The sequence below is a fragment of the Nocardia farcinica genome, from assembly GCF_001182745.1.
Taxonomy (GTDB): domain Bacteria; phylum Actinomycetota; class Actinomycetes; order Mycobacteriales; family Mycobacteriaceae; genus Nocardia; species Nocardia farcinica.
In genome coordinates this window covers 1,194,095-1,213,198 of record NZ_LN868938.1, presented here as the reverse complement: position 1 = coordinate 1,213,198, position 19,104 = coordinate 1,194,095, and the positions used below count along the sequence as shown (strand labels likewise).

The window sequence follows — 19,104 nt, the reverse complement described above, 5'->3', positions numbered from 1 at the left end:
CTCCTGCCGTCGGGAGTTCACATCTTGCGCAGCGGCGGCGGCTGCCACCGGCCGTCCAGCACCTCGCGGTGCGGGGCGTACAGGCGCATCGTCACCCCGAGCGGCCCGCGCGGGGCAGGCAGCCAGTTCGATTCCCGGTCCGCGCCTGGATGGGTGTGCTGAAGGTACAGATCCAGCGACCCGTCGGCGTTGTAGGACAGCGGATCGCGGTCGCCGAGAGCGAACCGGTTCAGCTCGTTGGCCACCTGGAAACCCTGCTCGTCGTACATGGTCACCGACCAGAACGCCGCCACCGGCGGCAACTCGCTCTTGTCGAAGTGCAGCACATAGTCGTGCTCGCCGGTGACCGGATCGCCGTCGGCGTCGGTGAGCAGCAGCGGATACACCGCGTCCTCGGGCGGGTTGGCGCCCAGCCCCACCATGGTGATCACCGCCCGCTTGAGATAGAAGTTCCCGTACACGCCCATCGTCTCGACATGGTTGGCCCAGCCGTTGACCTTGCTGCCCAGCGCGGTGACCGCGGCGTGCATCGCCTCGAAGGCGTCGGCGCGGCCCGCCTCGATCTCGGCGCGTTCGGCGGGGGAGAAGCGGTCGGCGTCGAAGGACTCACCCGCGACGATGCCGAGCCGCGCCAGGCGCGCGAGAATCGGCTGATCGGTCAGATGCGGCGGGACGGTCGCCAGCACCTCGGCGGCGTGGACGAAGTAGTCCAGGGCGCTCATCTCGTGGACCAGGGTGAGCGGCTCGGTAGTCGCGTCGACCGGGTCGGTGGGGCGATCGGCCGCCGCACCGACCGGGGTGATCCGGAATCCGTCCTGGATGGCGTGCACGGTGGCGTAGTCGCCGGGCCCGTTGGTCTGGGTCCGGCCGATGATCCACGCGAACGGGGTCGGCGCCGGAATCACCGTGGCGCCGTCGGGCACCGGCCCCCGGTACCCGGGCGCGGTGACCACGAAATCCGCCGCGCCGGTCCCGGTGGTGCGTTTGCCCGGACTGGCGAACACATCGGTCCACATGTCCAGCATCGGCAGCATGTAGTAGCGGTCGCCGGTATCCGGGGTGTGCACCAACACCGGCCCCGCGGTCAGATCCAGCCAGGCGATCGAATACAGCGTGTCGAAGTTGGGCCGCACCACCGCGCGGAAATCCGCCGGTGGGAACTCGCGCATGTGATGGAACTGATTCGGCGGCCCGAACCCCGGCCGCGAACCCGCCACCGCACCGGTCTGCTGGCGACGGCTGATATCCATCGTCACCAGGGGATAGAAATACAGCGTTCCCTCGTAGCTCAGGGTTCGCAGATCATCGGACAGGATGCTCACCGCGGTCACCTCGCAGTCGGTCGGGAATCGTGCCGTTCCGGAACGTCGCGTCCGATCCGCCTCCCGCCGGACCCCGCGCCGCTGGTCACGAGTGCCATGCTGCCGGTTCCCCGGTGGCGGCACTTCACACAGTCGGGGTGAGGTGGCGGGCCGGCGAAAGGCGCCGACCGGCGTGCCGCTCGCGTGGCGCCCTGCACCCGGCGACGAAGCGCTTCCGGTTGAGGGGACGCTCGGGCTCCGGACCATCTCAGGGTCCCAAAAAGAACGCATCCTCTGCAAATTGGCAGAGGATGCGTGACAGTGTCCGGAGGGGGACTTGAACCCCCACGCCCTATAACGGGCACTAGCACCTCAAGCTAGCGCGTCTGCCATTCCGCCACCCGGACCGGTGTGCCCAGCAAGGTTATCGGATGTCCGGGGCGGGGACCAAATCGCGGGTCGGCGTAGGTGCCGGTGATGACATTTTGCCTGGTCAGTGGTGTGGTCTTGCGCTCGTGGACGATGCGAGGGGGTCGGCCGGGCGGGCCTGCTCCCGGATGCCGGTCAGCGCCGACGAGCCCGGGCTCTTCGGGAGGGACGGCGAGTTGTCCTGGCGGTCGGTGACCAGGGAGCGATGGAATGGCCGCGCGGTCGCTCCGGTAGGCCGGCCGACCCAGCACAACCGGTTCGGAGAAAATTTCTCCCGGGCAGCGATGACTTCTCCGAGGGTGCTCCGTCCTACCTGGTGAACGCGCCACCAACCCGGCGCGACCGACTAGAAGGACAGGAACATGACCACCACCACCGCCACCAGCTTCGCCACCGACGCCGCCCGCCGCCCCGGCACGATCCGCAATCGGGTCCTGTGGACCTTGCAGGTCGTGCTCGGTCTGTTCTTCATCATCGCCTCCGGCGGACCGAAGCTGGTCATGCCGAACGCGTTGGTCGAGAACGCTCCCGAGAATCTGACCCTGCCGTTCGGGCTGCTCATCTTCATCGGGCTGGCGGAGGTCGCCGGCGGGATCGGCCTGATGGTGCCCCGGCTGACCGCCCTGGCCGCCGTGGGGCTGAGTGTGCTCACCGTGCTGGCCGCCGGGACGCAGGCCTTCATCGCCGACAAGCCCGCGATGGCGATCTTCCCCCTGGTCCTCGCCGGGATCTTCGCCTGGATCGCCTACGAGCGCCGCGCCGGCCTCACCGCCCTGCGCACCGCGTTCTCGCGATGACACCTTCCTGAGCGCTGATCGGCGATCGGTGGATCCACCGATCGCCGATCAGCGCGTTTCCGGGATCGATCGCCTGTCGGGTTGGCGGCTGTTCGATCCGCGGCCGTCCGGTTCGCGGCACCTGCCTTCGGGTGCCGCACCGGGCGGCCGCTCTCTGTCGGGGTGAGGCGTACCGGCCGCCTCCCAGCCGACGACGGCCACGCCGCCGGTGTCGGGGCCGGACGAGATTCGGCCGATACGCCCGACCGTCGGGCCGGGTCCGGGACGCCCGGCGGGATTCGGTCAGCGGGCCGTGATCTGTTCGCGCAGGATGTCCCCGTGTCCGGCGTGTCTGGCGAATTCGGCGGTCATGAACACGTAGATCCAGCGCAGGTTGACCACACCCATGCGGGGGTGCTCGCGGGTCTCGTCCAAGGCGATCGGGCCGGCGATGGCGCGGGCTCGGGCGCTCGCGCGTTCGAATTCGGCGATCACCTGCGGCACGGTCTCGTCATCGCCCACCTCGAAGCCGCCGTGCGGCCACAGCGGGCCGTCACAGTCGGCGTCGGCGAGTTGTCCGAGCGTGCGCTGGAACCACATTCGCTCGGCGAAGGTGGCGTGTTTGATCAGTGCTATCGGGGTCGTCAGTGACGGCACGAGCCTGCGCCTGGCGTCGGCTTCGGACAGGCCGCGCACGGTGTCGACGAGGTCGCGGCGCGCCCGGTCGAGCATGGTCTCGAGGAGTTCTCGCTCGGTGCCGGGAGCATGCAGTCGAGTGGTCATCGCAGGGCTGTCCTTCCTCGGTCGGCCCGGCGCACGCCGGATCGACCGAACTGTGGGTGGGGTTTCGACACGGAGGGCGGGGGAAGAACCGCCGCCGAAGTGTGCGTGTGCTTCGTGAGGGAAGCGAGACGGGCCGCTGAGACCTGCGACCCATCCTGAATGTGGGTGCGAGCGGCTGCTGTTCAATCTAGCACCTGCTGTTTGGTGGCCCGGGGTTGCTCGCGAACGAAAATCCGGTGCGCGCCAGAGCCCGGTGGTGTTCGATGACGTGGTCTTCGGAGAATGGGAGTGCGGATGGCCGAGATCCGGGAGGGCACCGTGGTGGTGCCGGTGACGCTCGAGCATGCGCGTCTGTTGGACTCGCCCGCCGACTTCGAGCAACGTTTCGGGCTGGCGTTGGTCGAGGGTTACCTGGCCTTTCCGGAAGCTGTCGCGCAGACCCTCGAGACGCTGCGGGCGGGGACGGCGCCGCAGTGGTACAGCCATTTGATCGTCGACACCGCGACTGCCCGGGTCGTCGGGTTGGGCGGTTTCACCGGGCCGCCGCGCGACGGGGTGGTGGAGATCGGCTACAGCGTGGCGCCCTCCGAGCGGGGTCGCGGGCACGCCACGGCGGCGGCTCGCGCCTGGATCGAGGCGGCTCGGGAGCGGGGTGTGCGGACGGTGATCGCGCACACCCTCGCCCAGGAGAACCCGTCCACCGCGGTGCTGCGACGCTGCGGATTCGCGCAGACGGGCGAGACGATGGACCCGGATGAGGGGCCGGTGTGGCGCTGGGAGCTCGATCTCACCCGATAGCGCCGCAGCGGCCCGCGGTGGACGGGTCGCTCGCGTCGGCGGCGACGGATGCATCCGTCCATCTCGTCGGCGACGCCTCGCCGCGAGTTGCTCTGTGCCGCATCGATATTCGTCGAAAACCTACCTGATGGCATGGTGACTCCGCGGACCTGCGTGGCTCCGTCTGGGACTGTCACGTCCGCCACCACGGGGGCTGCGCCTGCGCGTCGTGCCCTGAGCGTGGCGTCGCCGCGGTCCTAGGATCGACAGCTGACGGGACACCGAGCGGGACGGAGGCTGCCGTGGGTGCGGTCGAACGGATGCGGGTGTGGCGGGTGGTCGAACCGGGGCCGGTGGGGCCCGGGGCGCTGCGGTGCGAACGGGAGGAGGTGCCGCGGCCGGGGGAGGGGGAGTTGCTGGTGCGGGTGGCGGCGTGTGGGGTGTGCCGGACCGACCTGCATGTGGTGGAGGGGGACCTGCCGGTGCACCGGGCCGGGGTGACGCCGGGGCACGAGGTGGTCGCGGAGGTCGTGGCCGCGCCGGCGGGGGAGCAGCGGTTTCCGGTCGGGTCCCGGGTGGGGATTCCGTGGTTGCGGCATACCTGCGGGGTGTGCCGGTACTGTCGGCGCGGGGCCGAGAACCTGTGCCCGCACTCGCGGTACACGGGGTGGGACGATGACGGCGGGTACGCCGAATACGCCACCGTGCCTGCCGATTACGCCCTGACGTTGCCGACGGGATACGCCGACGAGGAGTTGGCGCCGCTGCTGTGCGCGGGCATCATCGGCTATCACGCGCTGCTGCGCGCGCAGCTGCCCGAGGGCGGGGTGCTGGGGATCTACGGGTTCGGCGGCAGTGCGCATCTGACCGCACAGGTGGCGCTCGCCCAGGGTGCGCGAGTGCACGTGATGACGCGAGGCGCGGCGGCCAGGGAGCTGGCGGCGGCGCTGGGGGCGGCCTCGGTGCACGGGGCGACCGACCCGCCGCCGGAGCCGCTGGACGCGGCGATCCTGTTCGCACCGGCCGGGGAGCTGGTGCCGCCGGCGCTGGAGGCGCTGGACGCGGGCGGCACACTGGCGGTGGCGGGCATCCACCTGACGGATGTGCCGCCGTTGAACTATCAGCGGCATCTGTTCCGGGAGCGGCAGATCCGCAGCGTCACCGCGAACACGCGCGCTCAGGCCAGGGAATTCCTGGCGGTGGCCGGGCAGCACCGGTTGCGGGTGACCACCCACCGCTACCCCCTCGACCACGCCGATCGAGCCTTGGCGGATCTGGCCGCGGGCCGTTTCGACGGCGCGGCCGTGCTGGTGCCCTAGCGGGTCCGGCTGAGGACCTTCGGCACTGTGCTGGGGGAGTGGGGGCGTGATGGCATGGGGGCGGCCCGGGAGCAGGACGGGCGGGAAGCGGGTCGAGTAGGTGGATGCGGCGCAGCGGTCGGCGGAACGGGAGTGTTGTGCTCGCACGATGCTCGAGATCGGGCGGGGGGAGGCGATGGCGCTGCTGGCGCGGATGCCGTTCGGGCGGATCGTGTTCACCCGGGACGCCTTGCCCGCGATCCGGCCGGTGAATCATCTGGTGGACGGGCAGTCGATCGTGGTGCGGACGGGGGCGACGACGGGCCTGGCGGCCTCGGTGCGGGCGCGGGGGTCGGTGGTGGTGGCCTATGAGGCCGACGAGATCGATCCGGTGCGCGGGCTGGGCTGGTCGGTGGTGGTGACCGGGTGCGCGCGGCCGGTGACCGACCCGGACCTGCTGGCCGGCTACTCGGCGCGGCTGCGGTCGTGGGTGGACCCGGCGCCCGACGAGGTGGTGGCGATCGAGGCGACATTGGTGCACGGCGTCCGGTTGGCCGCGCAGCCGGTCATCGCGCGCGGCGCCTGACGCGCACGGCCCGCGCGGTGCGGCCCCACCACAGCAGGCGAACCGACACGGCCACATAGAGCGCACCGGCCACGTAGACGAGCGCGCCGCCGTAGTCGTCGGCCCAGTCCGGGAGCCGGTCGGCGGTGAGCAGAGCCGCCGCGAGCATGCCGAGCGCGGTGATCATGGCGGGCACGCCCAGCGGCGCCACCGTGTCGTCGACGGTGTCGAGGTCGGGTGATCTGGCCATACGCCCAGGTTGCCGCGTCGGCGCCGCCGCGGTCAGAGCAGTGCTGCCCCTTCTGCCGAGGACGAAGGTCCCGCGCGGTCAGGGCAGGGGGACCGACCAGTGGATGACGGTGCCGCCGTCGCGGCCGCGTTCGGCGCGGAAAGTGCCGCCCGCCTTCTCGGTGCGGGCGGCCATATTGGCCAGGCCGCTGCGGCGCGGCAGGTCCTCGGGCAGGCCGATGCCGTTGTCGACGATCTCGAGTTCGACGTCGTCGCGGATGGTCAACCGCACCGACAGGGAGGACGCTTTCGCGTGGCGGACGACGTTGCTGACGGCTTCGCGCAGCACCGCCTCCACATCGTCGAACATCGCCGGGGCCAGCACCGACACCGGGCCCGACAGCCGGATGCTGGTGCGCAGGTCGGTCTCCTCGGTCATCTCCGCGAGGACGGCGTGCAGGCGTTTGCGCAGCGCGGGCGCCTCGGCGGCGCTGCTCGAGTGCAGGTCGAAGATGGAGTGGCGGATCTCCTGGACGATGGACTGGACGTCGTTGACGGTGTCCATCAGCCGGGTCTTGATCTCCGGGGCGCGGGCGCGCGAGACGGTGCTCTGCAGCGACAGCCCGACCGCGAACAGCCGTTGGATGACGTGGTCGTGCAGGTCGCGGGCGATGCGGTCGCGTTCGGAGACGACGTCGAGTTCGCGCATACGGCGCTGGGTGGCCGCCATCTGCAACGCCAGCGCGGCCTGATCGGCGAAGGCGCTCATCATCGCCTGTCCGGCCGCGTCCACGGGCGGCATGCCGAGCGCGCGCATGGTGGTGAGCAGGCCGACCACGGCGTTGCCCGCGCGCAGCGGCAGGGTCAGCACGGGCCCGTACTCGAGCGAGGTCGCGAAGGACGGCGCGTCGGCGGTGTCGACGGCCAGGGGACGTCCGTCGCGGAAGGCGACGCCGGTGTGGGTTTCGTCCATCGGCAGCCGCGTGCCGGTGAGAGTGTCGGCGTCGGCGCCCGCGGCGGCGACCACGACCAGTTCGGTGAGGTCTTCCGGGGGCACGTCGGGGTCCTCGGGCAGGGCGAGGAACGCGCACGCCGAGCCGGTCAGCGCCAGCGCTCGCTCGGTGATGACGGTGAACACCTCGCTGGTCTCCCCGCCGGCCAACAGCCGGGTGGCGACCTGCTGGGTGGCTTCCAGCCACTGCTGGCGGATCCGGGATTCCTCGTAGAGGCGGGCGTTGGCGATGGCGATGCCCGCGGCCGCGGCCAGCGCCTGCACCACCACCTCGTCGTCCTCGGTGAACTCGTGCCCGCCGGCCTTCTCGGTGAGATACAGGTTGCCGAAGACCTCGCCGCCGACCTGGACGGGCACCCCGAGGAAGGTGCGCATGGGCGGGTGATGGTCGGGGAAGCCGACCGAGGCGGGGTGGGCGGACATGTCGGCCAGCCGGATCGGGCGCGGGTCGTCGATGAGCAGGCCGAGCACGCCGTGCCCGCGCGGCAGGTCGCCGATGAGCACCCGGGTGCGGTCGTCGATGCCCTCGTAGACGAATTCGGCGAGCTCCTTGGAATCGCGGTCGCTTTCCCGCACACCGAGCGCGCCGTATTTCGCGTCGACGAGTTCGATGGCGGTGTGCACGATCGAGCGCAGCGTGTTGTCCAGGTCCAGGCCCGCGGTGACCACGAGCATGGCCTCGATGAGCCGGTCCATCTGATCGCGCACGTTGACGATCTCGGCGATCCGGTCCTGCACCTCCGCCAGCAACTCGCGCAGGCGGGACTGGGCCAGGGTCTCGATCACCGGTGGACGGTCGTTCGAGCCCGGTCGCGAAGATCGGCCTTCCATGCCCAGCATCCTCTCACTTCACCCTCGCGCCGCCGACCCGGTGTCCGCGGCACGCGGTGCACTCCCAGCCGGATCGCCGGTCGAATCAGTCCGTGCGCCTGGGTTGTTCGAGTTTGGCGGCCAGGACCGCGGCCTGGGTGCGCCGCTCCACCCCGAGTTTGGTGAGCAGCCGGGACACGTAGTTCTTGACGGTCTTCTCCGCCAGGAACATCCGCGCGGCGATCTGCCGGTTGGTCAGGCCTTCTCCGAGCAGGGCGAGCAGGGTGCGTTCCTGCTCGGTGAGGGCGGCCAGCGGACCGCTGTCGGCCTCGGCCTCGGCGCGCAGCTTGGCCATCAACGCGGCCGCGGCGCGGTTGTCGAGCAGCGATTTGCCCGCCCCGATCGCACGGACGGCGTCGACGAGATCGGTGGTGCCGATGTCCTTGACCACGTAGCCGCTGGCGCCGGCGAGGATGGCGTCCAGCATCGCCTGCTCGTCGGTGAACGAGGTGAGGATCAGGCAGCGCAGCTTCCCGTCCCGGGAGAGCAGTTCACGGCACAGTTCGATGCCGTTGCCGTCGGGCAGGCGCACGTCGAGCACGGCCACGTCGGGATCGAGGGCGGGGATGCGGGCCAGGGCCTGCGCGGCGTCGGCGGCCTCGCCGACGACCTCCATGTCGGCTTCGGCGTCGATGAGATCGGCGACGCCGCGCCGCACGATGGCGTGATCGTCGACCAGAAACACCCTGACCATCGGCCCTTCCCCTTTCTGTCGCTGACCTCAGACTACGCAGCGGCGTGCCCGCGGCGCTGCTTCTCGGGCGGGCGGCGCCCGGATCGGCAACCGAAGTCCCCGCGGTGAGGGTCCTCCGACCCTGACCGTTGCCCGCGCGCGGGTGCGACCGTGAGGCAGACCACGACGAAGGACGGACACATGCACCGCGGACTGCCCGACGACAGCACGGTCGCGACGGCACTCGCGCTGGCCGGTCGCGCACCCTCGGTGCACAACGTGCAGCCGTGGCGGTGGCGGATCGACCGGCACAGCGTGCACCTGTATCTGGACCCGGCCCGTACGCTGCCCCGCACCGACCCGGACCGCCGCGATGTGGTGATCAGTTGCGGTGCCGCGCTGCACCACCTGACGGTGGCGTTCACGGCGATGGGGTGGGCGAGTGTGGTGACGCGGCTGCCCGATCCGGCGGATCCTGATCATCTGGCCGCGATTCGGTTGGTGGCGCACCGGGCAACGGGTCAGGACATCGCGATGAGCGCGATGATTCCGAAGCGGCGCACCGACCGGCGACACTATGCGCCGTTGCCGTTGCCGCCCGGCTGTTTCGGACTGCTCGCCGAACGCGCGGCCGCGCTGGGCGCGATGGTGCGCGTCGTCGACGACGGCGCGCGGGCCCGATTGGTCGAGGCCGCGCGTGCCGCCGCGCGGGTGCATGCCGAGGACGACGACTACCGCTTCGAGTTGGCGCTGTGGTCGGGCAGACATGGCAGTGACGACGGTGTGCCCGCCCGCAACGCCCCGCCACCGCGCGAGAGCGACGTGTTGCCCGCGCGGGTGTTCTCCGCGCCCACGCTGGTGGATCCGGCCCGCGACGGCGATCACGCCGAGCTGCTGGTGATCGCCACCCCGGCCGACGATCGCCTGGCGCGGCTGCGAGTCGGTGAGGCGCTGAGCGCGGTGCTGCTCACAGCCACCAATATCGGCCTGGCGACCTGCCCGCTCACCGAGCCGCTCGGGATTCGCGACCACCGTGCCATGATCCGCCGCGGTGTGCTCAACGGCACCGCGCATCCGCAGGTCGTGCTACGAATCGGCTGGGCACCGGAGGGGGCCGAGGCGTTGCCGCGTACCCCGCGCCGTGCGGTGTCCGAGATGCTCGTCCCCGGTGAGGGTTGACGCGCGGCTGCGGCGTTCAGGACGTGGCCGTGAGGCGAGTGCGGGCGTAGGCAATGGCGTCGGGGGTGTGGTCGAAGACGCGGTCGTCCGCGGGCAGCGCGCCGAGCGTGTCCAGCAGGGGGCGATGGTCGGCGCGCACCCCTGAGACCAGCACGAGGATGCCGTGGTGCTCGAGTTTGCCGATCGCGTCGGCCAGTACCAGCGCGCCGGTGGTGTCGAGCGCGGTGACCCGCGACATCCGCAGGACGACAACCCGCACGTCGGCGACCTCGACGAGTTCGAGCAGGAATCGGTGGGCGGCGGCGAAGAAGAGCGGGCCGTCTATCCGGTAGGCGACGATGTGGTCGCGCAGCAGGGCGTGTTCCTCGGCGAGGATCGCCCTGCTGTCCTCGTCCAGCGGGACTTGTTCCAGCCGCGCCTCTTTCGCGACCGCGCGTACGGCGAGGAGCATCGCGATACCGATTCCGACGGCGACGGCGGTCACCAGGTCCAGGGCGACAGTGACGGCGAAGGTGACGGCCATGATCAACGCATCGCCCTTGGCGGCGCGGGCGATGGCAACGATGGCCGCGGTTTCCACCATCCGGATGGTGGTGGCCAGCAGCACCCCGGCGAGTGCGGCCAACGGGATGTGGGACACCAGCGGCGCCGCGCAGAAGACGATGCCCGCGAGGACGGCCGCGTGGGTGAGCGCCGCCAGCCGAGTGCGGGCACCGGCGCGCACGTTGACGGCGGTGCGGGCGATGGCGCCGGTGGCGGGCACGCCGCCGAACAGCGGTGCGGCGATGTTGGCCAGGCCCTGCCCGAACAGCTCGCGGTCCGGGTCGTGACGGGTGCCGACGGCCATCGAGTCGGCCGCGGTGGCCGAGAGCAACGATTCGAGGGCGGCCAGCGCGGCGACCGCGAGCGCGGGCACGATCAGCGCGCCGAGCCGGCCGGGGTGCACGAAGTCGAGTCCGGGCGCGGGCAGACCGGAGGGGATGGCGCCGATGCGGGTCAGGTCGAGGTCGAACAAACCGGCGAGTACGGTCGCCGCGACGACCGCGGCCAGCGCCACCGGCAGTTTCGGCATCCGTCGTCCACCGAGCAGCACGACACCGGCGACCAGCGCCGCGGTCGCGGGCGCGATCACGCCGGGATTGCCCAGGTAGTGCAGCACGGCGTCGGCGGCCACCATCCACACCTTGTCACCGGTGGCGTCCTCGATCCCGAGGGCCGCAGGCACCTGCTGTAGCGCGATGACGACGGCGATTCCCGCGGTGAACCCTTCGAGCACCGGAGCGGGCATGTAGCGGACAGCCCGGCCGACACCGGCGAAGGCGAGCACGACCAGCATCAGGCCCGCGAGGAGGCCGACGGTGAGTACACCGCTCGCGCCGTGCTCGTGCGCGATCGGTACCAGCACCACGGTCATGGCCCCGGTCGGGCCGGACACCTGGAATCGCGATCCCCCGAAGATCGCCGCGACGGCGCCGGCAACCACGGCGGTGGCCAGGCCCGCGCCGGCTCCGAGTCCCGAGCTGATGCCGAAGCCGAGCGCCAGCGGCAGGGCGACCAGTGCGACGATCACGCCGGCGGTGAGGTCGGCGGCCGGCGCGCGCAGACCGGGTAGCCAGTCCGCGCGGGTGGGCAACAGGGTTCGGGGGCTCATCGGGTGCGGTCCCGGGGTAGGCGAAGCATGAGGAATCCTGGATGTCTAGTTTCGAAAATCGGAAAACAATGAGCGTGACGGGCGGCAGCGAACGGTTCGAGGTGCGTTACACCGATTCCTCCAGGGCTTCGACCTGGCCGCTGAGCACGCCGGTGAGGATCACGCGCGCGGTGGCCAGTAGGTGGGCAACCTCCGGCGAGGTGAGCTGGTAGGTCACCGAGAGTCCCTCGCGCCGGGCGGTGACCAGGCCGGCGCGGCGCAGCACCGACAGTTGCTGGGAGAGGTTGGCCGGTTCGACGCCGACTTCCTCCAACATCTCCGAGACCGCGTGCTCCCGCTCGCTGAGCAGTTCCAGGACCCGGATGCGCACGGGATGACCGAGTGTTTTGAAGAAGTCGGCCTTCATCTGGTACAGCGGCCGCTGGAATCCCGGCATCGCCTCACCGCCCTCGCGCTCGTGTCGGCCAGGGCATGGCCTGGCTGGTTGCAAAGTTTAACAATCAGCAGAACAGGCAGGCAGTCAGGGGGTGTGCACGACCATCACCGGGCAGTGCGCCTGCTGGACCAGGGCGTTGCCGACGGAGCCGAGCAGCAGGCGGCCGAAGCCGCCGCGTCCGCGGCTGCCGACCACGAGCAGCTGCGCCGGCTTGGACCATTCGCGCAGGTGGTGGCGCGGGCCGGACAGGTAGACCTTGCGGGTGACGCGCACCTGCGGGTATTTGTCGGCCCAGCCGTCGAGTGCGTCGGCGAGCAGTTCGTGGGAGGTGGTCTCGATCTCGCGGTCGGCGATGGTGTCGGGCAGACCGGTCAACTGTTCGAACCGCAGGTCGCTCCAGCAGTGCACGGCGACGAGGGTGGCCCGCCGCTCGGCGGCCTCGGCGAAGGCGAGTTCGACGGCGGCGCGGTTGTGCGCGCTGCCGTCGACGCCGACGACGACCGGCCCGCAGCGGCGGATGCTGGTGTCGTTGCCGCTCGCGCGTACGACGGTGATCGGGCCGTGCCCGTGGGCGACCACCGCCGACAGGGTGGAGCCCAGGTAGCCGAGGGCGCCCGCGTTGCCGGTGCCCAGCACGGTCATGGCCGCGAAGTCGGAGCGGTCGATGAGGACCTCGGCGGCCGAGCCCTCCACCAGTTCGGTGTCGACGGTGCAGCCGGGCGCGGTCTCGGTGGCCAATTGCGCTGCGGCGGCCAGGTATTCGACGCCCTGCTGACGGAACTCGGCGGTGACCGACGGGACGAGCAGGGCGTAGGGCCCGAACACCGCGCGGGTGGCGGCCAGGTCGAGGGCGTGCACGAGCCGCAGCGGCCTGCCCCGGGCCGCGGCGGTCTCGGCGGCCCAGCGGACGGCGAGATCGCTGGCGGCGGAGTCGTCGACGCCGACGACGAGGGGATGTGCGGCCATCAGAGCGTGTCCTTACCGGTGTGCGTGCGGGTGCTCTCAGGCTAGGAACGGCGCATCGTCGGGCACGCTGGTCCGAGGTCCCCGGCGGAGGGGCCGAAAGGCCCACGTTGCCGGGGATCGCGGCGGATCAGGCGCGGCGCAGGGCGACCACCGGGATGGTGCGGATGTCGGCGGTCTGGCGCTCGTAGTCGGCGAAACCCGGGTAGCGGCGCGCCTGTTCGGTGTAGATGCGGTCCCGCTCGGCGCCGGTGACCACCTCGACGGTGACGGCGTAACGATCGGTGCCGCGTTCGATTTCGGCGCGTCCGGCGGCGCGGAGGTTGTGGTACCACTCGGGATCGACGGGGGCGCCCGCCTTGCTGGCGAAGACGTAGACGGTGTCGGGGTCGTTCTCGTCGGCCTGATACATCAACGGGGCCACCATCTCCCGGCCGCTCTTGCGGCCGCGATGGTGCAGCAGCAGCATCGGCGCACCCGCGAACTGGCCGCCGACGCGGCCCTCGTTGGCGCGGAACTCCTCGATGATGCTGGTGTTCCAGTCCTTGCCATCGCTCATGATGTGTCTCCTTCGTCGTCGCCGCACGGCGCTCGTCGGCCAGGCTCTCGCATCCTGACCCGCATCGCGACCGCCGCCGCGCCGACACGCGGCGACCGGCCGTATCGGGCGGCGGCCGGGTTTGGTGGACCATCGCCGGGGTATCGCCGACCTCGTGACGCTGCGAGACCGAATCCGGGAACCGTGGGGCGGGCGGACACCGTACGGGGCGGGCCAGCCGTGGCCGAGCCGGGTCGACATGTACCTGGCGCCGGAGGTGGACGAGGCGGCCGTCGACGCCTGGGTGCAGTCGGCGTCGGTGCTGCATTCCAACGGTGACGGCCTGGACCTGGCGGTCAAGGACGGCCGGTTGGTCGGCGTGCGGGGGCGGGCGGTGGACCGAGTGAACCGCGGCAGGCTCGGCCCGAAGGACCTGTTCGGCTGGCAGGCCAACCATTCCGCGGACCGGTTGACCACCCCGCTGATCCGCCGGGACGGCGAACTGGTCGAAACCGACTGGGACACCGCGATGCACGCGGTCGCGACCCGTACGAAGCACCTGCTGGCCGAGCACGGGCCCGGCTCGATCGGCTTCTACACCACCGGGCAGTTGTTCCTCGAGGAGTACTACACCCTGGCGGTGCTCGGCCGCGGCGGCATCGGCACCAACCACATCGACGGCAACACCCGCCTGTGCACGGCCACGGCGGCCGCGGCGTTGAAGGAGTCCTTCGGCTGCGACGGCCAGCCCGGCTCCTACACCGACATCGACCACGCCGACGTGCTCTGCCTCTACGGCCACAACGTGGCCGAGACCCAGACCGTGCTGTGGTCGCGGATGCTCGACCGGCTCGCCGGGCCGAACCCGCCCGCACTGGTGTGCGTGGACCCGCGGCGCACACCCGTGGCGCAGGCGGCGACCGTGCATCTGGCACCGCGACCCGGCACCAACGTCATGCTGATGAACGGGCTGCTGCACGAGATCGTGCGCAACGGCTGGATCGACCGCGACTATCTGGCCGCGCACACCGTCGGCTTCGACGAACTCGACCGCATGCTCGACGGTTACACCCCGGAGCTGGCGGCCGAGGTGTGTGATGTGCCGGTGGCGGATCTGCGGGAGGCGGCGCGGATCATCGGCGGCGCGCGGCGGCTGTTCTCCACGGTGCTGCAGGGCTTCTACCAATCCCACCAGGCGACCGCCGCCGCGGTGCAGGTCAACAACGTCCACCTGGTGCGCGGCATGCTCGGCAGACCCGGCTGCGGGGTGTTGCAGATGAACGGGCAGCCGACCGCGCAGAACACCCGCGAGTGCGGCGCCGACGGCGACCTGCCCGGTTTCCGGAACTGGGCCAACGACGAGCATGTGGCCGACCTGGCGCGGGTGTGGAACGTGGCACCCGAGCAGATCCCGCACTACGCGCCGCCCACGCATCTGATGCAGATGCTGCGCTACGCCGAGGACGGCTCGATCCGGCTGCTGTATGTCAGCGGCACCAATCCGGCGGTGTCGCTGCCGGAGTTGTCGCGCATCCGCGCGGTGCTGGCCCAGGAGCGGCTGTTCCTGGTGGTGCAGGACATCTTCCTGACCGAGACCGCGCAACTGGCCGACGTGGTGTTGCCCGCGGCGGCGTGGGCGGAGAAGACCGGCACCTTCACCAACGCCGACCGCACCGTGCACCTGTCCGAGCGTGCGATCGACCCGCCGGGGCAGGCACGCCCGGATCTGGACATCTTCCTCGACTATGCTCGCCGCCTGGAGCTGACCGACAAGGACGGCGGCCCGCTGATCACCTGGACCACCCCGGAGGAGGCGTTCGAGGCGTGGCGGGAGTGCACGCGCGGGCGGCCCTGCGACTACACCGGGCTGTCGTATGCGAAGTTACGCGGCGGCAGCGGCATCCAGTGGCCGTGCAACGACGACCATCCCGAGGGCACCGAGCGCCTGTATGCCGACGGCGCCTTCTGGGCCGCGCCCGCGGTGTGCGAGAGCTACGGCCGTGACCTGGTGACCGGCGCGCCGGTGGAGCCGACCGAGTACCGCGCGCTCAACCCCGACGGCAAGGCGATCGTCAAGGCCGCCGAGTATCTGCCCCCGCACGAGACGGTGTCGGCGGACTACCCGTATCAGCTGATCACCGGCCGCACCCTGTTCCACTTCCACACCCGCACCAAGACCGGGCGGGTGCCGCAGTTGCAGCAGGCCGCGCCGGAGGTGTGGGTGGAGATGTCGGGCGCCGACGCCGAGCGGCACGGCTGGCACGAGGGTGACGTGCTGGCGGTGTGCACACCGCGCGGACGGGTGCGGGCGCGGCTGCGGGTCGGCGGAATCCGGCCCGGGGTGGTGTTCCTGCCGTTCCATTACGGCTACTGGGACACCGAGGGTCACGCCCCGGCCGACGGGCTCGGCCGCGCGGCCAACGAATTGACCGTCACCGACTGGGATCCCGCGTCCAAGCAGCCGCTGTTCAAATCCGGCGCGGCCCGGCTGGAACGGATCGCGCTCGCCGACGGCGTCCCGGCGGCGGCACCGACCAACACCGCCTCGGCACCGTCGAGCCCGGCGGTCCCCGACACCGTCGGCGGCCCGGCGGGCACCGCGCACGAGACGACGGAGGCGCAGGCGTGAACAACGTCGGAGTGGTGATCACCGAGGTGCATCGCGCGGAGAACGAGCTCGGCACGGAACTGCTGCGGGTCGCCGACCGACAGCAGACCGACCACGAGGTGCACCACCTGGCGGGTGACCTGGCCCGGTGGTCGCATCAGCACGTGCGGGCGCTGGCGGTCACGGGACGACGGTTCGGGCTGGACCTGGACCCCGAACCCGAGCACGACTCCGCGCTGCGAGCGGCGGTGCGCCAGAAGGGCAGCGAACTGCTCGGCCGCCACCACACGCCCGCGCTGCTGTTGTTGCGGGACCTGCGCCGCATCCACGTGCTGGCCGCGGGGGTGTCGGTGGACTGGGAGCTGCTGGCACAGGCGGCGCAGGCGATGCGTGACAGCGACCTGCTGGCGCTGACCCAGCGCTGTCATCCGCAGACGTTACGCCAGATGCGGTGGGCCAACGCGAAACTGAAGGAGAGCGCGCCGCAGATCGTGGTCACCGGCTGACCGGGCGCTCCAGGTCGGTGCAGGTGGCCGCGTCGGGCAGCTCGGGTGCCAGGAACACCGTCTGCGCCATCATCCGGTAGCCGGACATACGTTCCCGGAAGATCTCGATGGATTCCTCCGGATGCACCGAATCGATCACCGCGTGCGGGCCGACGGCGTTGAACTGGTGGCTGACCCCGCGCGGGATCTGCATGTCGACGAACGAGCAGGGCGGCACGATCAGGTTGTAGCGGGTGCGCTCCACCCCGGGCGGGGTGTCGGGCAGCGCGTCGGTGAACTGCTCGGGCCGGAACGGGGTGACCCCGGCGATGTCGGTGACGACGAACGATGACAGGCTGCCGACCCGGATGTGGGTGTGAGTGCCGGTCATCATCCGCACGAAACGCAGCCCGGTGTGCAGGTGCATGCGCGAACAGATGCCGCGTTCGGCCGCGTCGTAGAAGTCCATCAGGTAGCGGTCGGCGAAGAAGCCGTCGAACGGCGTCTCGACCATGTAGACATCGCCCTCCTCGAACACCTGCGAGCGCACGATGCCGTCGCGGTCGGGGGTGGTGGCGGCGGGGCTGGCCTTGGCGGCGCGCACGATCTGGGCGAAGGCGCCGACGACGGCGTCGGCGACCTCGGGTGCCAGTTGCGCGACCGGGGTGACGACGTTGCGGCCCGCGTCCTGGAAGCTCGCCAGGTCGTGGATCTCGTTCTCGTCGTCGGCGTGGTGTTTGATGCGTGGCTCGGTCACCGGACGGACTCCTCGAGGTCGAACGAACGCAGCCAGAGTTGCAGCGAGAGCACCAGCCACAGTTTGCCGCCCTGCCGGGGCAGCAGGGCGCCGTCGCCCCGCAGCCAGGCGCGGATGGTGTCGGCGCGGAACAGGCCGCGCTCGCGGGCGGTGCGGCCCAGCAGCAGGTCGTGGGCCAGCTCGCGCAGCGGGCCGTCCAGCCACTGCTGCACCGGCACCCGCATGCCGCTCTTGGGCCGGTCGACGATGGTGGCGGGCAGCAGGTCGCGCACCGCCTGTTTGAGGATCCATTTCTCGCTGGTGCCCGCGAGTTTCATCGTCGGAGGGACGGCGAAGGCGTGGTCCACCACGGCACGGTCGAACAGGGGCGCGCGGCCCTCGATACCGCTGGCGGCGGTGAGGCGTTCGACCTTGGTGAGGATGTGGTGGGCGCCCTTGGTGCGCAGGTTGGTGTGCAGCAGCTGGTTGAGCAGGCTGGTCATCGCGCCGGGCCGCAGGTAGGGGGCGACGTGCTCGACCGGTCCGGGCGCGTCGGCCAGTGCGGCGAGCGCGTCGCGGGTGAGCAGGGTGGGCAGGTCGGCGTAGCACTTGCGGTAGCTGTCGAGGTAGGCGTGGGCGCGGGCGTCCTCGGCGGGGTCGTCGCGGGTGAGCTCGAAGATCAGCATCGGCAGGTTCTTGGGCCCGCCGAACACCGGGTCGCCGCCTTCGCCGTTGAGCGCCACCCGGATACCGTCGGCGGCCACGGCTTCGGCCAGCATCAGGTTCGGGACGGTGAGCGGGTCGCCGACGGGGCTGTCGAGCAGGCCGACCGTGTCGGCCAGGCGGGCGGCGACGGTCTGCCCGGGGACGGTGAGCACCCGGTGGCGGGTGTGGCAGTGCGTGGCGACCAGGCCGGAGTAGCCGAGCTCGTCGGGGGCGTCGGCGCCGAAACTGATCGAGTACGTGTGCACCGCCTGGTCGTGCAGTTTCGCGGCAAGGGCGGTGACCAGGCCGCTGTCGATGCCGCCGGAGAGCAGCACGCCGACCGGTTCGCCTGCGGGCAGCCGCCGGGTGACGGCGTCCTCGAGCAGGGCACGCAACCGCAGCGCGTGTTCGCTCGCGGGACGCTCGTCGATGTGCTCGCGCGGCTCCCAGTAGGTGTGTTCGGTGCTGGTGCCGTCGGGGTGCAGGCGAAGGCAGCGGCCGGGCAGCACCTCGTGCACGTCGCGCAGCAGGCTTTCGCGGCCGGGCAGGTAGGCGAAGGTGAGGAAGGACCGCACGGCGGGCAGGTGCAGGCCGGTGCGCAGGGCAGGCCAGTGGCGCAGTGCGCGCAGCGAGGTGGACGCGGCCCAGCCCGCGCGGGCGCGGGCGTGGAAGAGGGTGCGGGCGCCGAGCTGATCGCGCAGCAGCACCAGGTCGGGGCCGTCGGCGACGGCGAGGGCGAACATGCCCTCGGCGGCGGCGATGCCGTCCAGGCCGAAGCGGGCGTAGCTGTGCAGCAGCACCTCGCCGTCGGGGCGGCCCGGTGGCGGTGCGTCGGCGCCGAGGCGGGCGCGCAGCCGGTCGGCGTTGAACAGGGTCACCTCACCGACGGCGGTCAGCGCACCGGCGGTGAACGGTCCCGCCGCGACGCCGGGCCCGTCGAGCAGCCCGAACCCATGCGGGCCCGCCGCGGTGATCGATCCGGCGGTGATCGATCCAGCGGTGATCGGCCCGGCGGTGATCGGTTCCGCGCCGACGGCGCGCACGTGCGCGGCCGGGTCGTCCTCGGTCAGGAAGGCACACCATCGAGACAT

18 protein-coding genes and 1 tRNA gene are annotated in these 19,104 nt (G+C 71.3%); 7 read left to right on the top strand and 12 right to left on the bottom strand.

Features of this window, described 5'->3' with window-relative positions; all coding sequences use genetic code 11:
• Nucleotides 1-17: 17 nt before the first annotated feature.
• Both AMO33_RS05935 and AMO33_RS05930 read right to left on the bottom strand, forming a co-directional pair.
• Nucleotides 18-1,322 carry a DUF1254 domain-containing protein gene (locus AMO33_RS05935; protein WP_060593319.1) on the bottom strand — a complete coding sequence of 435 codons (1,305 nt, stop codon included), beginning with the start codon at nt 1,320-1,322 and terminating at the stop codon, nt 18-20.
• 301 nt (nt 1,323-1,623) lie between these two features.
• Nucleotides 1,624-1,708 (bottom strand) — tRNA-Leu (locus tag AMO33_RS05930).
• 384 nt (nt 1,709-2,092) lie between these two features.
• Here AMO33_RS05930 and AMO33_RS05925 point away from each other — a divergent pair.
• A complete protein-coding gene (locus AMO33_RS05925; RefSeq protein ID WP_060591081.1) occupies nt 2,093-2,527 on the top strand; it encodes a DoxX family protein in 435 nt (144 codons plus the stop codon).
• A 282-nt stretch (nt 2,528-2,809) separates the two neighbouring features.
• On the opposite strand, the gene AMO33_RS05920 is transcribed toward AMO33_RS05925, so the two are convergent.
• Nucleotides 2,810-3,289 carry a DinB family protein gene (locus AMO33_RS05920; RefSeq protein WP_060591079.1) on the bottom strand — a complete coding sequence of 160 codons (480 nt, stop codon included), beginning with the start codon at nt 3,287-3,289 and terminating at the stop codon, nt 2,810-2,812.
• A 294-nt stretch (nt 3,290-3,583) separates the two neighbouring features.
• Here AMO33_RS05920 and AMO33_RS05915 point away from each other — a divergent pair, with 294 nt between their 5' ends.
• From AMO33_RS05915 to AMO33_RS05905, 3 genes are all read left to right on the top strand, one after another.
• The gene (locus AMO33_RS05915) at nt 3,584-4,087 is read left to right on the top strand and encodes a GNAT family N-acetyltransferase (protein WP_050768039.1); all 504 of its coding nucleotides are present in this window, start codon (nt 3,584-3,586) and stop codon (nt 4,085-4,087) included.
• 299 nt (nt 4,088-4,386) lie between these two features.
• Complete coding sequence (locus AMO33_RS05910) at nt 4,387-5,385, top strand: zinc-binding alcohol dehydrogenase family protein (protein WP_060593318.1); 999 nt, start codon at nt 4,387-4,389, stop codon at nt 5,383-5,385.
• A gap of 148 nt (nt 5,386-5,533) precedes the next feature.
• Nucleotides 5,534-5,950 (top strand): pyridoxamine 5'-phosphate oxidase family protein, encoded by a 417-nt coding sequence (locus tag AMO33_RS05905; protein WP_050768041.1) that lies wholly within the window; start codon nt 5,534-5,536, stop codon nt 5,948-5,950.
• Here the strand turns inward: AMO33_RS05905 and AMO33_RS05900 are convergent.
• The 3 genes from AMO33_RS05900 to AMO33_RS05890 form a co-directional block, all read right to left on the bottom strand.
• Nucleotides 5,931-6,179 (bottom strand): hypothetical protein, encoded by a 249-nt coding sequence (locus AMO33_RS05900; RefSeq protein WP_060591077.1) that lies wholly within the window; start codon nt 6,177-6,179, stop codon nt 5,931-5,933. The genes AMO33_RS05905 and AMO33_RS05900 overlap by 20 nt on opposite strands.
• A gap of 78 nt (nt 6,180-6,257) precedes the next feature.
• The gene (locus AMO33_RS05895) at nt 6,258-8,000 is read right to left on the bottom strand and encodes a GAF domain-containing sensor histidine kinase (RefSeq protein WP_041561018.1); all 1,743 of its coding nucleotides are present in this window, start codon (nt 7,998-8,000) and stop codon (nt 6,258-6,260) included.
• 85 nt (nt 8,001-8,085) lie between these two features.
• Complete coding sequence (locus AMO33_RS05890) at nt 8,086-8,733, bottom strand: response regulator (RefSeq protein WP_060591075.1); 648 nt, start codon at nt 8,731-8,733, stop codon at nt 8,086-8,088.
• Between the two features lie 180 nt (nt 8,734-8,913).
• On the opposite strand from AMO33_RS05890, the gene AMO33_RS05885 reads away from it, so the two are divergent.
• The gene (locus AMO33_RS05885; RefSeq protein ID WP_060591073.1) at nt 8,914-9,891 is read left to right on the top strand and encodes an Acg family FMN-binding oxidoreductase; all 978 of its coding nucleotides are present in this window, start codon (nt 8,914-8,916) and stop codon (nt 9,889-9,891) included.
• 16 nt (nt 9,892-9,907) lie between these two features.
• Here AMO33_RS05885 and AMO33_RS05880 read toward each other — a convergent pair whose 3' ends face one another.
• From AMO33_RS05880 to AMO33_RS05865, 4 genes are all read right to left on the bottom strand, one after another.
• The gene (locus AMO33_RS05880) at nt 9,908-11,542 is read right to left on the bottom strand and encodes a SulP family inorganic anion transporter (protein WP_082668595.1); all 1,635 of its coding nucleotides are present in this window, start codon (nt 11,540-11,542) and stop codon (nt 9,908-9,910) included.
• A 106-nt stretch (nt 11,543-11,648) separates the two neighbouring features.
• A complete protein-coding gene (locus tag AMO33_RS05875) occupies nt 11,649-11,978 on the bottom strand; it encodes an ArsR/SmtB family transcription factor (protein ID WP_060591069.1) in 330 nt (109 codons plus the stop codon).
• Nucleotides 11,979-12,062: 84 nt separating this feature from the next.
• Complete coding sequence (locus AMO33_RS05870) at nt 12,063-12,944, bottom strand: universal stress protein (protein ID WP_060591067.1); 882 nt, start codon at nt 12,942-12,944, stop codon at nt 12,063-12,065.
• 127 nt (nt 12,945-13,071) lie between these two features.
• Nucleotides 13,072-13,500 carry a nitroreductase family deazaflavin-dependent oxidoreductase gene (locus tag AMO33_RS05865; RefSeq protein ID WP_060591065.1) on the bottom strand — a complete coding sequence of 143 codons (429 nt, stop codon included), beginning with the start codon at nt 13,498-13,500 and terminating at the stop codon, nt 13,072-13,074.
• Between the two features lie 154 nt (nt 13,501-13,654).
• Between AMO33_RS05865 and AMO33_RS05860 the strand changes: the two genes are divergently transcribed.
• Both AMO33_RS05860 and AMO33_RS05855 read left to right on the top strand, forming a co-directional pair.
• The gene (locus AMO33_RS05860; RefSeq protein WP_060593317.1) at nt 13,655-16,108 is read left to right on the top strand and encodes a molybdopterin oxidoreductase family protein; all 2,454 of its coding nucleotides are present in this window, start codon (nt 13,655-13,657) and stop codon (nt 16,106-16,108) included.
• Nucleotides 16,105-16,593 (top strand): hypothetical protein, encoded by a 489-nt coding sequence (locus tag AMO33_RS05855; RefSeq protein WP_060591064.1) that lies wholly within the window; start codon nt 16,105-16,107, stop codon nt 16,591-16,593. Before AMO33_RS05860 ends, AMO33_RS05855 begins: the two co-directional genes overlap by 4 nt.
• On the opposite strand, the gene AMO33_RS05850 is transcribed toward AMO33_RS05855, so the two are convergent.
• Nucleotides 16,583-17,329, bottom strand: coding sequence for a hypothetical protein (locus AMO33_RS05850; RefSeq protein ID WP_082668594.1), 747 nt, complete (start codon nt 17,327-17,329; stop codon nt 16,583-16,585). The two genes, AMO33_RS05855 and AMO33_RS05850, sit on opposite strands and share 11 nt — an antisense overlap.
• Nucleotides 17,326-19,104, bottom strand: a complete 1,779-nt coding sequence (locus tag AMO33_RS05845) for an asparagine synthetase B family protein (RefSeq protein ID WP_060591062.1) — start codon at nt 19,102-19,104, stop codon at nt 17,326-17,328. Before AMO33_RS05845 ends, AMO33_RS05850 begins: the two co-directional genes overlap by 4 nt.